13 protein-coding genes are annotated in these 13,233 nt (G+C 32.8%); 9 read left to right on the top strand and 4 right to left on the bottom strand.

All coding sequences use genetic code 11. From position 1 onward, the window contains the following. The first annotated feature begins 235 nt into the window (after nucleotides 1-235). From GMA17_RS04310 to GMA17_RS04295, 4 genes are read left to right on the top strand one after another with little or no spacing between them, the layout of a single operon-like run. Nucleotides 236-1,378, top strand: coding sequence for a DegT/DnrJ/EryC1/StrS aminotransferase family protein (locus tag GMA17_RS04310; protein ID WP_305883066.1), 1,143 nt, complete (start codon nucleotides 236-238; stop codon nucleotides 1,376-1,378). Then, nucleotides 1,371-3,269, top strand: a complete 1,899-nt coding sequence (locus GMA17_RS04305) for a nucleoside-diphosphate sugar epimerase/dehydratase (protein ID WP_248399479.1) — start codon at nucleotides 1,371-1,373, stop codon at nucleotides 3,267-3,269. Before GMA17_RS04310 ends, GMA17_RS04305 begins: the two co-directional genes overlap by 8 nt. Before the next feature lie 11 nt (nucleotides 3,270-3,280). Beyond that, nucleotides 3,281-4,063, top strand: coding sequence for a polysaccharide biosynthesis/export family protein (locus GMA17_RS04300; RefSeq protein ID WP_248399477.1), 783 nt, complete (start codon nucleotides 3,281-3,283; stop codon nucleotides 4,061-4,063). A 22-nt stretch (nucleotides 4,064-4,085) separates the two neighbouring features. Beyond that, nucleotides 4,086-6,440: a polysaccharide biosynthesis tyrosine autokinase gene (locus tag GMA17_RS04295; protein ID WP_248399475.1), complete on the top strand. Its 2,355-nt coding sequence runs from the start codon at nucleotides 4,086-4,088 to the stop codon at nucleotides 6,438-6,440. A gap of 2 nt (nucleotides 6,441-6,442) precedes the next feature. On the opposite strand, the gene GMA17_RS04290 is transcribed toward GMA17_RS04295, so the two are convergent. Continuing rightward, nucleotides 6,443-7,621: a proline dehydrogenase family protein gene (locus GMA17_RS04290; protein WP_248399473.1), complete on the bottom strand. Its 1,179-nt coding sequence runs from the start codon at nucleotides 7,619-7,621 to the stop codon at nucleotides 6,443-6,445. Between the two features lie 94 nt (nucleotides 7,622-7,715). Between GMA17_RS04290 and aroB the strand changes: the two genes are divergently transcribed. Next, nucleotides 7,716-8,774: a 3-dehydroquinate synthase gene (aroB, locus tag GMA17_RS04285; RefSeq protein ID WP_248399471.1), complete on the top strand. Its 1,059-nt coding sequence runs from the start codon at nucleotides 7,716-7,718 to the stop codon at nucleotides 8,772-8,774. A gap of 4 nt (nucleotides 8,775-8,778) precedes the next feature. Here aroB and GMA17_RS04280 read toward each other — a convergent pair whose 3' ends face one another. From GMA17_RS04280 to GMA17_RS04270, 3 genes are all read right to left on the bottom strand, one after another. Further along, nucleotides 8,779-9,294 (bottom strand): DinB family protein, encoded by a 516-nt coding sequence (locus GMA17_RS04280; protein WP_248399469.1) that lies wholly within the window; start codon nucleotides 9,292-9,294, stop codon nucleotides 8,779-8,781. Nucleotides 9,295-9,370: 76 nt separating this feature from the next. Beyond that, a complete protein-coding gene (locus GMA17_RS04275) occupies nucleotides 9,371-9,850 on the bottom strand; it encodes an Lrp/AsnC family transcriptional regulator (RefSeq protein WP_066248062.1) in 480 nt (159 codons plus the stop codon). 64 nt (nucleotides 9,851-9,914) lie between these two features. Beyond that, nucleotides 9,915-11,054, bottom strand: a complete 1,140-nt coding sequence (locus GMA17_RS04270) for a M14 family zinc carboxypeptidase (protein ID WP_248399467.1) — start codon at nucleotides 11,052-11,054, stop codon at nucleotides 9,915-9,917. Nucleotides 11,055-11,347: 293 nt separating this feature from the next. Here GMA17_RS04270 and GMA17_RS04265 point away from each other — a divergent pair, with 293 nt between their 5' ends. From GMA17_RS04265 to GMA17_RS04250, 4 genes are all read left to right on the top strand, one after another. Next, nucleotides 11,348-11,755 carry a helix-turn-helix domain-containing protein gene (locus tag GMA17_RS04265; RefSeq protein ID WP_248399465.1) on the top strand — a complete coding sequence of 136 codons (408 nt, stop codon included), beginning with the start codon at nucleotides 11,348-11,350 and terminating at the stop codon, nucleotides 11,753-11,755. A gap of 88 nt (nucleotides 11,756-11,843) precedes the next feature. Then, entirely contained in the window at nucleotides 11,844-12,212 is a 369-nt protein-coding gene (locus GMA17_RS04260) for a DNA topoisomerase IV (protein ID WP_248399463.1), read from the top strand. Between the two features lies 1 nt (nucleotide 12,213). Beyond that, nucleotides 12,214-13,020, top strand: coding sequence for a TerC family protein (locus tag GMA17_RS04255; RefSeq protein ID WP_248399461.1), 807 nt, complete (start codon nucleotides 12,214-12,216; stop codon nucleotides 13,018-13,020). Nucleotides 13,021-13,070: 50 nt separating this feature from the next. After that, nucleotides 13,071-13,229, top strand: a complete 159-nt coding sequence (locus GMA17_RS04250; RefSeq protein ID WP_248399459.1) for a hypothetical protein — start codon at nucleotides 13,071-13,073, stop codon at nucleotides 13,227-13,229. Nucleotides 13,230-13,233: the final 4 nt, after the last annotated feature.

The raw sequence follows: 13,233 nt of genomic DNA, 5'->3' as shown, positions 1-13,233 counted from the left end.
ATATTTACCATGTTAAAAAGTGTTTACTTATAAAGCTATTGTAACACAAATAAATCAAACAATGAACTCTTGGTTTTACAATCATTTTTTGGAAGTAACATCAAGGCTATTACGACAAAGGGTTTAAAAAGTAAGATTAAAACAACAGTATGGTTTCAATTAAAATCAAAAAACGTGAAAATTAGTTATTTATCGTATTTATTTGATGGAAACTATTTAAACATAGATATTTACGATGACAAAAAATGTTTCGGGAGTGAAATCTAAAATATGGTTATCAGCACCGCACATGAGTGGTTTTGAGGAAAATTATGTTAATCAGGCCTTTAAAAGCAATTGGATTGCGCCATTAGGACCAAATGTTGATGGTTTTGAAGGTGATTTAGAAGCTTATCTTGGAAAACAGTCGCATGTAGCGGCATTAACATCTGGAACGGCTGCCATACATTTAGCTTTAAAACTGTTAGATGTTTCCGTGGGAGATGAAGTACTTTGTCAAACAAAAACTTTTGTAGCCTCTGTAAATCCTGTGATTTATGTGGGTGCAACACCTGTTTTTATTGATAGTGAAACTAAAACTTGGAACATGTGTCCCGAGTTATTAGAAAAAGCAATATTGGATAGAATAACCAAGGGGAAAAAACCTAAAGCCATTATTGCTATAAATTTATATGGAATGCCATACAACGTACCACACATACACGCAATTGCTAACAAGTATCAGATTCCTGTAATTGAAGACAGTGCTGAAGCTTTAGGTAGTCGTTATAACAACCAACCTTGTGGAACGTTTGGTGATATGTCTATTTTATCCTTTAACGGAAATAAAATCATAACAACATCTGGAGGTGGTGCTTTGGTTTCTAGAAATATTAATTCTAAAAAACGTGCTATTTTTTTGGCAACCCAAGCAAAAGATACTGGTATTAATTATTCACATTCCGAAGTTGGCTATAATTACAGAATGTCTAATATTTTAGCGGGTATTGGTCGTGGACAAATGCAAGTTTTAGAAAATAGAATTCAAGCTAGAAGGTCCCATTTTGAATATTATAAAAACGAATTACAACATATAACAGATATAGAATTTTTAGCTGAGCCTGAAAATTACTTCTCAAACCGTTGGTTATCAGCCGTTCTATTTAAAACAAAAACAATAAGAGATGGCGTTTTAAATGCTCTGTTAGAAGAAAACATAGAATCAAGACCATCTTGGAAACCCATGCACCAACAAGATATATTTAAAAACCATGCAAGTTATTTAAACGGTGTTTCTGATAATTTGTTTGAGCGTGGCTTATGTTTACCTAGCGGCTCCAGTTTAACGACTGTTGAATTAGACCGTGTTAATCAAGTAATAAAAAACTATTTTGGATAAAATTTATAATTTATTACGAAAATTATCTAATCGCTATGCGTCAAAATGGTTGGTACTCCTATTTGACTCAACCATTATTGCATTTACCTTCTTTATTGCCTATTTAATTCGATTTAATTTTCAAATCGATTTCGATTTTTCCATGTTTCTAAAGCAAATACCATTTGTCGTGTTTGCTGGAATTATTAGTTTCTTATTAGTAAGTTCTCATAAAGGAGTTGTCCGGTTTACGGGCTTTAAAGATGTTGTCAACATTATAATTGGTGTCAATATTTTAGCAACCATACTCATAATATCTACATTTATGAGTCGGAAATACAACTACAATAATGTTTTTGATATTCCTGGTTCTATCATATACATTCACTTGTTGCTCAATATGTTTTTTCTTATTGGCGCCAAGTTCTTCATTAAATCCATTTACAGAAGTTTAATTACTGAAAATGAAGACATCCCCAAGAGTATTGTATTAATTTATGGTGCAGGTGATTCAGGAATAATCACTTATAACGCCATTACAAATGATGCAAAAAGTGATATTGATGTTTTCGGGTTTATTGATGATAACGAACGTAAAGTGGGCAAAAAAATAAACCTATTGAATGTTTATCATCCCAACAACATTACAAAAGAGTTTATTGAAAAACACCAAATAGATTCGGTAATTATATCGATTCAAAATATTAGTTCTAACCGACTCCTTCAAATAACCAGTAAGTTATTTGCTTTAAACTTAAATGTGAAAATTGTACCAGCTGTCCAAACGTGGATTGATGGCGATTTAAGCATTGGGCAGATTAAAGATATAAATATTGAGGATTTATTAGGTAGAGAACCTATTAATATTGACAACCCTATTTTACATGACGAATATAGTAATCGCGTTATTTTAGTAACTGGAGCCGCGGGATCTATTGGCAGCGAATTAGTCAGAAAATTATCTGTCTTTAACTTTAAAAGCTTGGTACTGGTTGATAATGCGGAGTCACCTTTGTATGATTTACAACAGGAATTAATACGAAATGGCATTAATAATGTTATACCAATAATTGCGGATATTAGAAATAACGTTCGATTAGATGCTATTTTTAATATACACAAACCCGAAATAGTTTTTCATGCAGCCGCCTACAAACACGTACCTTTAATGGAGCAAAATCCTTATGAAGCGGTTAGCGTAAATGTGCGCGGAACTAAAAACGTGGTGTATTTATCAAAAAAATATGGTGCTAAAAAATTCATTTTAATTTCAACAGATAAAGCGGTAAACCCAACTAATGTTATGGGAGCCACGAAACGCATTGCCGAAATGCTTATTTGTTGTCAGCAAAACACACAATCAACAACCAAATTTATCATCACACGTTTTGGAAATGTTTTAGGCTCTAATGGTTCCGTAATTCCGTTATTTAAAAAACAAATTGAAGCTGGTGGCCCTTTAACGGTAACTCATAAAGATATTATCAGATATTTTATGACTATTCCAGAAGCAAGCTTATTAGTTTTGGAAGCAGCTGCTATGGGATTAGGGCACGAAATTTTTGTGTTTGATATGGGTAAACCTATAAAAATTTATGATTTAGCCATGAATATGATTGCCCTGTCTGGTTTAAAATATCCGACTGACATTGATATTAAAATAACAGGTTTACGTCCTGGTGAAAAGATCTTTGAAGAACTATTAATTGAAGGCGAAAACACCAAACCAACTTACAATGAGAAAATTATGATTGCTAAATGCAAACCGGTAAGTATTGAAAGGACTCAGAACCTTATAAAAGAACTCTGTTTATTAGGTTCTAATTCTCAAAATATTGAAATTGTATCAAAAATTAAAGATATTGTAGCAGAGTACAATCCGAATAATTCAACTTATGATGTTTTAAATTAAACCAACCAACTATGATCAACCTTAAAAGCATTATTAAAAAAATTAGTATTCTACTTCTAATAGTAGTGGTTTCGTCCTGTGTTACAAGCAAGGAAGTTATTTATTTTCAAAATGAACCTGTAAGCGAATACAATGATATTCCCATGAATTCCGATATCGTTTATAAACCAAACGATTTAATTTTTATTAGTGTTGGTGGTGATGCTGATGCGGTGGCGCCTTTTAATTTACCAGCTGTTTCTTACAGTGTTTCATCCGTAAATGCCAATGCAGACCTTAAAATGCCAACCTATTTAATTGACAAAAATGGTAATATTGAATATCCTGTTTTGGGCACTATTAAGCTTGGTGGTCTATCACGAGAAGATGCCACTAGTTTTTTGAAAAATAAAATTTCGGCATATGTAAAAGATCCCATTATTAATATAAGATTAATAAATTTCACGATAACGGTTTTAGGCGAAGTTAGAAATCCTGGTACTTTTACCGTTGAAGATGAACGGATTTCATTAATTGAAGCATTAGGTTTAGCAGGCGATTTAACCATATATGGCAAACGCGAAAATGTATTTTTAATTCGTGAACGCGATGGCAAAAAGGTTTTCACGAAATTCGATTTAACAAAAATTAGCACCATTACATCTCCTAATTATTATTTAGAACAAAATGATGTTTTGGTAATTGAGCCTAATTCTGCCAAAATCCGTTCCGCATCGTACAACCAAAATAATGGCGTAATCATTTCGGCCGTTGGTACTTTGGCAACAATTTTAGCCATATTTTTAGTCAAATAAAATTATTTACACGAATTCTTTCATGAAACAGAATGCGCATTTTAGAGATTTAATTGAGCCTTATTTAAACCGATGGAAGTTTATTCTTCTATGCGTTATTGCTGCCTTAACATTAGCATTTGTATATTTACGTTATGCTAGTAATGAGTATCAAGCTAAAGCTACCATTAAAATTAAGGACGACAAATCTCAAGGTAAATTACCGGAAATATCAAGCCTTCAAAACTATGGTCTCTTTAGTAATGATCAAAATAATGTGTTGGATGAAATTGAAATTCTTAAATCACGAAACCTTATTGAAAGTGTCATTAAAGATTTAAAATTTAATATTCAATTCTTTGTTGAAGGTCGTATTCAAGCGCATGAAGTTTATACCAATCCGCCATTAAATATTAATTTCAGTACAACGGATTCACTTTTACATTTGGTTGATACCACGTTTAATATCCGAATTAATTCATCAAAAGATTTTATTTTTAAAGGTATTCCACAAGACACCAAAATATTAAAAGGAAGTACCACACAGCATGATGATATTGAAGGTGTTTTATACGATTTTGGGAAAAATGTAGAAACCGGATTTGGCGATATAATCATTACACCTAATATTGGGCAATATGCTACTAAAATTGGTGCTGATATTACCATCAGAATTCAACCTGTAAATAACGTTACTAGTGATTATAAGTCTAGACTGCAAATTCAAACCAACGAGTTATCTAGTATTATAAAGCTGACCATTAATGACAATGTGCGTGAAAAAGGCGTGTTATTTTTAAATAAGCTGATTGAAAAATATAATGAAGATGTTATAAACGACAAGCAAATGGTTGTTGAAGCAACTTCAAATTTTATAAATGAGCGTTTAGAAGGTGTTTCGCGTGAGCTAGGTATAGTAGATTTAACGGCTGAAGATATTCAACAAGAAAACAAACTTACTAATTTAGCAACGCAGTCCAATATTTTTCTTCAAACTGAAAAGGAAAACGAAGCAAAAATTACCGAAACCGGCAGAGAGATTCAACTAATTGATTATATGAAAAATCATTTAGCGAATAACCAAGGCCCAAGCGATTTAATGCCGCTTAACATTGGTATTGAAGATGGAAATATTGGTCAGGTAGCAAAACGGCACAATAGTTTGGTTCAAGAGCGGGAACGAATTTTAAAGAATTCAAGTGAAATTAACCCGACCGTTGTTAATTTAACGAATCAGATTAATCAGTTAAAAGCAGATCTTTCGCAAAGCTTAAGTAGTAAGCGGTCTACAAGTCAGATTACCTATAATAGTTTAGTCTCGGAAAACTCTCGAATTAATTCACAAATTTATTCCGCCCCTCAAAAAGAGCGTCAGTTTAAGGATATTAAGCGTCAACAAGATATTAAGGAATCATTGTACTTATACCTACTACAAAAACGTGAGGAATCGGCTATTACACATGGCGTTTCTTCACCTAATGCAAAAATTGTAGATAAGGCATACGCTTCCGGAAGACCTGTAGCGCCAAAATCTGCTATTATTATTTTGGCAGCTTTAATTTTAGGTATTAGTTTTCCAATTGGCCTTATTTATCTACTAACGCTTATAGACAATAAAGTACATTCAGTTCAGGATATTAAGAAAACCATAGACGTGCCGTTTATTGGCGATATTCCGAAATCTAGCAAACGTACACAGCTTATTAAACAAATTGATTATACACCTAAAGCGGAAGCGTTTAGAATGGTACGTACCAATGTGGAATTCATGCTTAAGGGAATTAACAAGCATTCTAAAGTTATTTTTGTTACGTCTACAACTAGTAAAGAAGGGAAATCGCATACATCCATAAACCTAGCTTTATCACTCTCCTATTCTAACAAAAAGGTGCTTCTTATTGAAACAGATATTCGTGTGCCAAAAGCAACGAATTACCTGAATGTTAAAAATGATATTGGTTTAACCAATTATATTAGCGATCCAAGTTTAACGCTTTCCGATGTAACAACATCCATGAAGGACAATGATTTTTTAGATGTTATTCCTTCTGGTGTCATCCCTCCTAATCCAGCAGAACTATTAATGAGTAATCGGATGCAAGAATTATTCGATACTGTGGATAATCAATATGATTATATAATTGTAGACACGGCTGCTGTTGGTCTGGTTACGGACACCTTATTAATAAGTCACCATGCTGATTTATTTATTTATGTCGTTCGCGCCAATTATCTTGATAAGAGACGTTTGCAAATTGCAGATACCATGTACCAAGAAAAACGCTTACCAAATATGACGATACTTTTAAACGGTGTTGACCATAAAAAATCAAATGGTTATGGCTACGGATATGGTAAAAACCCGAATACAAAGAAATGGTGGCAACGTTCTAAATAGTATTATTTAATAGCTTTACGTCTTTCCTTCTCCTTGTTAATCAGCATAAGTTCACGTCCTGTTTGCCCAGCAACTGACGTGTTTTCTTCTGCACGTCTAATTAAGTACGGCATAACATCTTTAACGGGTCCAAAGGGAACATATTTAGCTACATTATAACCGTTATTAGCTAAATTAAAGCTAATGTTATCACTCATGCCAAACAATTGTCCAAACCACACACGGTTATCATTTATAGCAATTCCTTTTTCTTTCATTAATTGCATAACCATGTAGCTACTCAATTCGTTATGGGTTCCAACAAAAATAGAAATGTCTGATATATTATCTAAAATATATTGAGCCGAGGCATTAAAATTTTCGTCAGTTGCTAATTTACTTTCACAAATAGGTGTTGGGTAATCATACTCCAAAGCACGTTCATGCTCCTTTTCCATATATGCACCACGAACAATTTTATATCCTAAATAAAACCCTTCCTTTTTAGCAAGTTCATGTTGGGATTTTAGAAAATCCATACGGTCATGACGATACATTTGTAAGGTATTATAAACAATGGTAACATCTTTATTATACTTGCGCATCATATTTGTTACTAAATGATCTACGGCATCTTGAATCCAGCTTTCCTCGGCATCTATTAAGATTTCAACATCCTTTTCTTTCCCCAACTTGCAAACAGCATCATAACGAGCAACAACTCGGTCCCATTCTGCTTGCTCTGTTTCTGTTAGGCTTTTTCCTTCACTTATCTTCTGGTATAGTGCAAATCTTCCAAAACCGGAAGGTTTAAACACAGCAATAGGCATGGCTTTTCTATCGTCAGAAAAACGAATTATTTTTAAGGTTTTTTCCATGGCACCATCAAAATGTGCTTCCGTTTCCTTCCCTTCTACGGAATAATCTAAAACCGAACTCACGCCTTTAGTAAACATATCATCAATTACTGGTAGGCAATCTTCCTCATTAACACCACCACAAAAATGGTCAAAAACCGTAGCACGAATAATACCTTCTACAGGTAAATGTGCCTTTAAAGCAAAATGCGTAAGTGTTGTACCAACCTTTACCAATGTCTCATTTGATATCATATTGAATAAAAAATGAGCGCGATTTAACTCTCTATTACTCTTTAATTGAAAAGCAATTTCAGTATTGTCAAATATTTTTAAGTACTCCATATCTGTTGAAAATTATACAAAGATAATTATCATTCAGCTACTTTTTTATAAAAAAAACACCTTATTTTACCTTTTATTATTTCCATTATTTTTTATGAAATCTATACACACCGAAACATACCCAATTCACTTTAATTCAAATTGTTATATAGCTTTAAACACCCATTTAAAGCAAACCAATTATTCACTAATTTTCATTTTAGTTGATGAAAACACACATAATTTCTGTTTAACTAAGTTTTTACAACAGGTAGAAACGACATGTACCATAGAAATTATAGAGATTGAATCTGGTGAGGAACACAAAACTATTGAAACTTGCGTTGGGGTTTGGAATGTACTTTCTGAATTGGGTGCCGACCGCAAAAGCCTTATTATTAATTTAGGTGGCGGTGTTGTTACCGATTTAGGAGGTTTTGTTGCCTCTACCTTTAAGCGTGGTATTCATTATATAAATGTACCAACCTCTTTATTAGCCATGGTAGATGCTTCCGTAGGTGGTAAAACAGGTGTAGATTTAGGACATCTTAAAAATCAAATTGGTGTTATTAATTCTGGTGAAATGGTGTTAATTGACACTAGTTTTTTAGAAACTTTACCAGAAAACCAAATGCGTTCTGGTTTGGCTGAAATGTTAAAGCACGGGTTGATCTATAGTCGCGACTATTGGAATAAATTTACAACCACAGACCGCTTAAATTATAATGATTTAATTTACGAATCCGTTATCATTAAAAATGAAATAGTTACCCAAGATCCGCTGGAAGAAAACTTACGCAAAACCCTGAATTATGGTCACACTTTGGGACATGCCATCGAATCCTATTTTTTAAGTCACCCAGAAAAAGAAGCGCTTTTACATGGTGAGGCGGTTGCAATTGGTATGGTATTGGCCAATTATATTTCAACAGAATTAACAGGCTTTTCCAAAGTAGAGAATGATAAAATAAAAACGGTAATAAAGACTATTTTTGGCGAAGTTACAGTCCTTCCCTCCGATTATGAAGCCATAATTGAACTCCTTAAATACGATAAGAAAAACGAACACGGTAACATTAATTTTGTACTCCTTGAAGATATGGGGAAAACAAAAATTAATTGTTTAGTTAGCAATGCTATTATTGTGGATGCTTTTGAGTATTACAGAGCTTAAACCGCTATAAATAACGTTCTTTAATAATGTCTATATGATGCTTTTCATGACCTATTAGCACGAATCCTATAGCCCTAACAGACATTTCTGCGTTGCTAGCAACGCCTATTTGCTCTAACATTTTTTTTGAAAAACTACTAAACAAGGCAATAGTTGATTCGCGTAAATCTAAATAATCGTTTAGTAATTGCGCTCGAGTTCGCCTGTTTGCCACGCTTGCTAACACATAATCATCTTGTTCAAACCCTGGTAAGGGTGTTTTATCTTGGCGCGCAAAACGCAAGGCACGATATACAAAAACATGTTCGGTATCTATGAGGTGTTGTAAAATTTCTTTAACAGTCCACTTACCTTCAGCGTAACGATATTCAAGCTTGTTCTCCGGAATAGATTCAAAAAACGCTTTGGTGGCTGCCATACCATACTCCAAACCAACTAACAAACTTAATTCACCACCTTTTTTAATATAATTGGCATAAAATGATGCATATTCCGAATCTGGTATTTCTTTTACGAACATAAATTTTTATTTAAAAGTACTAAAAAAAGCGCTTCTAATAAGAAGCGCTTTGAGTTTTTAATTATATACAAAAAGCCTACATATTATTAAAAATAGAATGCATTAAGCGTTTCTTATCGTTTAAGCTTTCTTCCAATGATATCATGGTTTCTGTTCTATAAACCCCTTCAATATCGTCAATCATAAAAATAACCTCTTTGGCATGCTCCGTGTTTTTAGCACGTATTTTGCAAAACACATTAAATTTACCTGTTGTAATATGAGCAACCGTAACATAAGGAATTTCATTTATACGCTCCAAAACAAATTTGGTTTGTGAGGTTTTTTGAAGAAATACACCAACATACGCAATAAATGCATAACCTAGCTTTTTATAATCCAAGGTAAGCGATGAACCCTTAATTATTCCAGCTTCCTCCATTTTTTTAACACGAACATGTACTGTTCCTGCAGAAATAACTAATTTTTTTGCTATATCTGTAAAAGGAACACGTGTGTTATCAATTAACATTTCAAGGATCTGATGATCTATATCGTCTAATTTAAATTTTGCCATTTTTTAATTTCTTTAAATAAAAAGCAAAAATAAGACATTAATTTTAAATTATATCTACCAAATATCAAGTTTTAGCCACTAATAATGAATAGTTTTCATTATTTAACCATACGCTATCAATTTCGTTTCCAACTTGCAACGGTGAATGATTGAAATCTAAAACTTTAGCCCCTTTTGCATCCAACTCTCTGTGACCAAAATAACCATCAAGCAGTTCCAGTTTCTCTATTTTAGGTACAAACTGGATTGTATTGTTTATTAACATTTCCTGATACTGGACACCAACATCTATAGGTTTATTTTGGTGTAACACATTTCGAATAATGATATCCAAAAAACACGTCCCGTTTTCCGGGATTTTTAGATAATCCTGATAACCTTCACCTGTTAGTTCACGTTTAGAAATAGTATCTAAAGCCACCATTAATGATTTATATATAAAAGCACGGGTTATTTCCCGATTATAATCGTTTGAATAATGACCAGCTTCAAACAAAACGGTGGGAACACCTAAACTTTGAAATGTATCACCCACGCAGTTATGATTAAATCCATCATCATACAATGCCACCTGGTTTGGAATGTATTTTTGCAAATCCGTCTGCATTACTGCAATTAGCTCCATGGCTATTTTACGTGTATTGGTAAGCGTACGCTCTGCATCTTCTGCTGGAGACAGGAATGATACCGTAGCAGATTGTGATGTGTTATCCACACTAAAAATAGTTCGTTGTCCATGTAAATTGAAACAGAAGTTTGGCTTAAACCGATTAAAACAATCACGTAAAACTCTACTTTCCGGTTGGGATAAGTTCTGCGCATCGCGATTTAAATCCACATTATTAGCATTTAATCGCGTATAGACTTCTGCGCCATCAGGATTTAAAATAGGAATAATTAATATGGTGCAAGCGTCTAAAATAGAGTTTTGTGTTTTAAACGTATTTAAAACATCAAAAAGAGCTTTGGTGGTTGTGGTTTCATTTCCGTGCATTTGCGACCAAAGCATTATGCGTTTTTGTCCAGTTCCTAATTTAATAGAATAGATAGATCGTTTTTCAACCGACAATCCTTCAACGGAAACTGTAACATTTTTGGGTAGTATTTTCAACAGTGGTTCTAACATGGAATTGGTAATATACCGACCCGATAATCGAAGTTCTTGAAAAGGATTTAACGTCGTGTCTAAAGCGCTTTGATACATATGTAAATTTGATATGTTACAAAGGTAAACAAATACTAATTTACAATTGTAAACAAGGAATTATGTAGAATTGTTTAGAATTGTATACAGACGTACTCTAAAATACCTTTAGCATTAACACTGAAATAATGTTTTTATAAATTTACTATTTAATTAATTCTATTTCAGATAATTAAATACCTTTATTTAAAGCTTTAAGTTGCCATTTAAGTTAATATTATTAGAATTATAGTGTGATTATTACTAATAATATTTACATTTGTAAAAACAATTCACTTTAGTAACAGTTTACAATGATAAACAGTCCGGAATTTTCAAAACGTCTAGAAAAAGTCATTAAATTTTATGATGAAACGGCCTCCTCTTTCGCTGAAAAAGTAGGTGTTCAACGCTCAAGTATTTCTCATATTTTATCTGGAAGAAATAAGCCAAGTCTAGATTTTGTTATGAAAGTTTTAGAAGCTTTTCCCGAAGTAGAATTGTATTGGTTATTAAATGGTAAAGGCACATTTCCAAAATCGGAAACAAAAATTCTGGAGACTCCAACGCCATCGTCAAATTTAGCTTCAAATAAAAATTCAGAAATACCAAGTAACCAAATTTCAGAAGAGCTCAAAACACGTCCTTCAAATAGTAATAAAGAAATAGATAGAATTGTAATTTTTTATAAGGACGGAACATTTCAGAATTTCAATAATTAGGAAAAGTTTTTATCAGTTTTAAAATAATTCATTCTTGAGACCTATGGCAATATCATAATGTTTCTTAATTTTGTTTAAAATTTGAATTATGAAACTCCTTTTATGTGTCTTTTTAGTGCTTTTTATGAGTTGTTATCAAGTGGAAAGACAATGTGTAGATTATCAAACTGGGACATATACGAGTAGTATAACGATAAATGACTCTACCTATCACTCGGTGTTCACGAGAACCAAAGACTTACAAGTAGAAACGTATAAAGGTCACGTAGATTCCACAACGGTTCGTTGGATTAACGATTGTGAGGTTGTTTTTAGAACCATAAACCCTAAAAACATGCAAGAGCGCAAGGATATTCATTTAAAAATATTAACCACAACAGATTCAACTTACAACTTTGAATACTCGTATGTGGGTGAAAAAATAAAACAAAAAGGAACCGCTAAACGCATAGATTAATATGTTAGATTTCCTATTTACGACTGATGCCATCATGGCATTACTTACCTTAACGTTCCTAGAAATTATTTTAGGTATTGATAATATCGTTTTTATATCCATTGCCGCCAATAAGCTTCCTGAAGATCAACGTGCCAAAGCTACAAATATAGGCTTGCTATTAGCTATGGCTCAACGGATTATCCTATTGTTTTTTGTTAGTTTCTTAATAGGATTATCCAAACCATTTTACACGATAGATACGGATTGGCTGCATGTAGGGATAAGCTGGCAAGCCATAATCCTGTTTGTAGGAGGTTTGTTTTTAATTTATAAAAGCACCTCTGAAATTCGTGAAAAGGTAGAAGATCCGGGACATGATGAAGCTGGTGTTAAGGGCAAAAAAATTACGACTTTAAATCAAGCTATTGTTCAAATATTAATTATAGATTTTATTTTCTCTATAGATTCCATCTTAACAGCCGTAGGTATGACGAATGGTTTGCACGAAAACCACAATTACAATTTAGTATTAATGATAATAGCAGTTGTTATATCCATTGGTATTATGATAGGTTTTGCTAACCCTATTCGTAAATTTATTGATACACATCCAAGTGTGCAATTGCTTGGTTTGGCTTTTTTAATTTTAATTGGGTTTATGCTAATTACGGAAGCGGCGCATTTATCGCACACCGAATTATTTGGAAAAACGGTTGGAGCCATACCAAAAGGCTATCTGTATTTTGCTATAGCCTTCTCTATATTTGTAGAATTTTTAAACTATAGAATTGCTAAAAAGCGACAGAAAAAGGACCATTTAAATTAATGACATTGAATTATTAATTTAAACCAAGTGATATTATAAAATATAATAACATGAAAAAAGTAAGCCCAAAAGTTTTATACCTTATATCTACAGGTTTAATTTTAACTTCAATTTTCTTTAAGGAAAACACACCTATGCTTTACTACGCATGTATAATTGGAGGTATTTTAGCTTTTCTAATTGCTGCCGCCTCATATTTTAGAGATTAATTAC

It is taken from the genome of Bizionia sp. M204, from assembly GCF_023205095.1.
Classification (GTDB): Bacteria; Bacteroidota; Bacteroidia; order Flavobacteriales; family Flavobacteriaceae; genus Algorimicrobium; species Algorimicrobium hallyeonense.
The sequence above is the reverse complement of the archived record's forward strand: the minus strand, read 5'-3'. Positions and strand labels throughout refer to the sequence as shown.

Excerpts from the sequence above, each read along its gene's own strand:
- GMA17_RS04310 (WP_305883066.1), top strand. The coding sequence starts at position 236 with ATGACAAAAAATGTTTCGGGAGTGAAATCTAAAATATGGTTATCAGCA.
- GMA17_RS04300 (WP_248399477.1), top strand. The coding sequence starts at position 3,281 with ATGATCAACCTTAAAAGCATTATTAAAAAAATTAGTATTCTACTTCTA.
- GMA17_RS04295 (WP_248399475.1), top strand. The coding sequence starts at position 4,086 with ATGAAACAGAATGCGCATTTTAGAGATTTAATTGAGCCTTATTTAAAC.
- GMA17_RS04290 (WP_248399473.1), bottom strand. The coding sequence starts at position 7,621 with ATGGAGTACTTAAAAATATTTGACAATACTGAAATTGCTTTTCAATTA.
- aroB (WP_248399471.1), top strand. The coding sequence starts at position 7,716 with ATGAAATCTATACACACCGAAACATACCCAATTCACTTTAATTCAAAT.
- GMA17_RS04280 (WP_248399469.1), bottom strand. The coding sequence starts at position 9,294 with ATGTTCGTAAAAGAAATACCAGATTCGGAATATGCATCATTTTATGCC.
- GMA17_RS04275 (WP_066248062.1), bottom strand. The coding sequence starts at position 9,850 with ATGGCAAAATTTAAATTAGACGATATAGATCATCAGATCCTTGAAATG.
- GMA17_RS04270 (WP_248399467.1), bottom strand. The coding sequence starts at position 11,054 with ATGTATCAAAGCGCTTTAGACACGACGTTAAATCCTTTTCAAGAACTT.
- GMA17_RS04265 (WP_248399465.1), top strand. The coding sequence starts at position 11,348 with ATGATAAACAGTCCGGAATTTTCAAAACGTCTAGAAAAAGTCATTAAA.
- GMA17_RS04260 (WP_248399463.1), top strand. The coding sequence starts at position 11,844 with ATGAAACTCCTTTTATGTGTCTTTTTAGTGCTTTTTATGAGTTGTTAT.
- GMA17_RS04255 (WP_248399461.1), top strand. The coding sequence starts at position 12,214 with ATGTTAGATTTCCTATTTACGACTGATGCCATCATGGCATTACTTACC.
- GMA17_RS04250 (WP_248399459.1), top strand. The coding sequence starts at position 13,071 with ATGAAAAAAGTAAGCCCAAAAGTTTTATACCTTATATCTACAGGTTTA.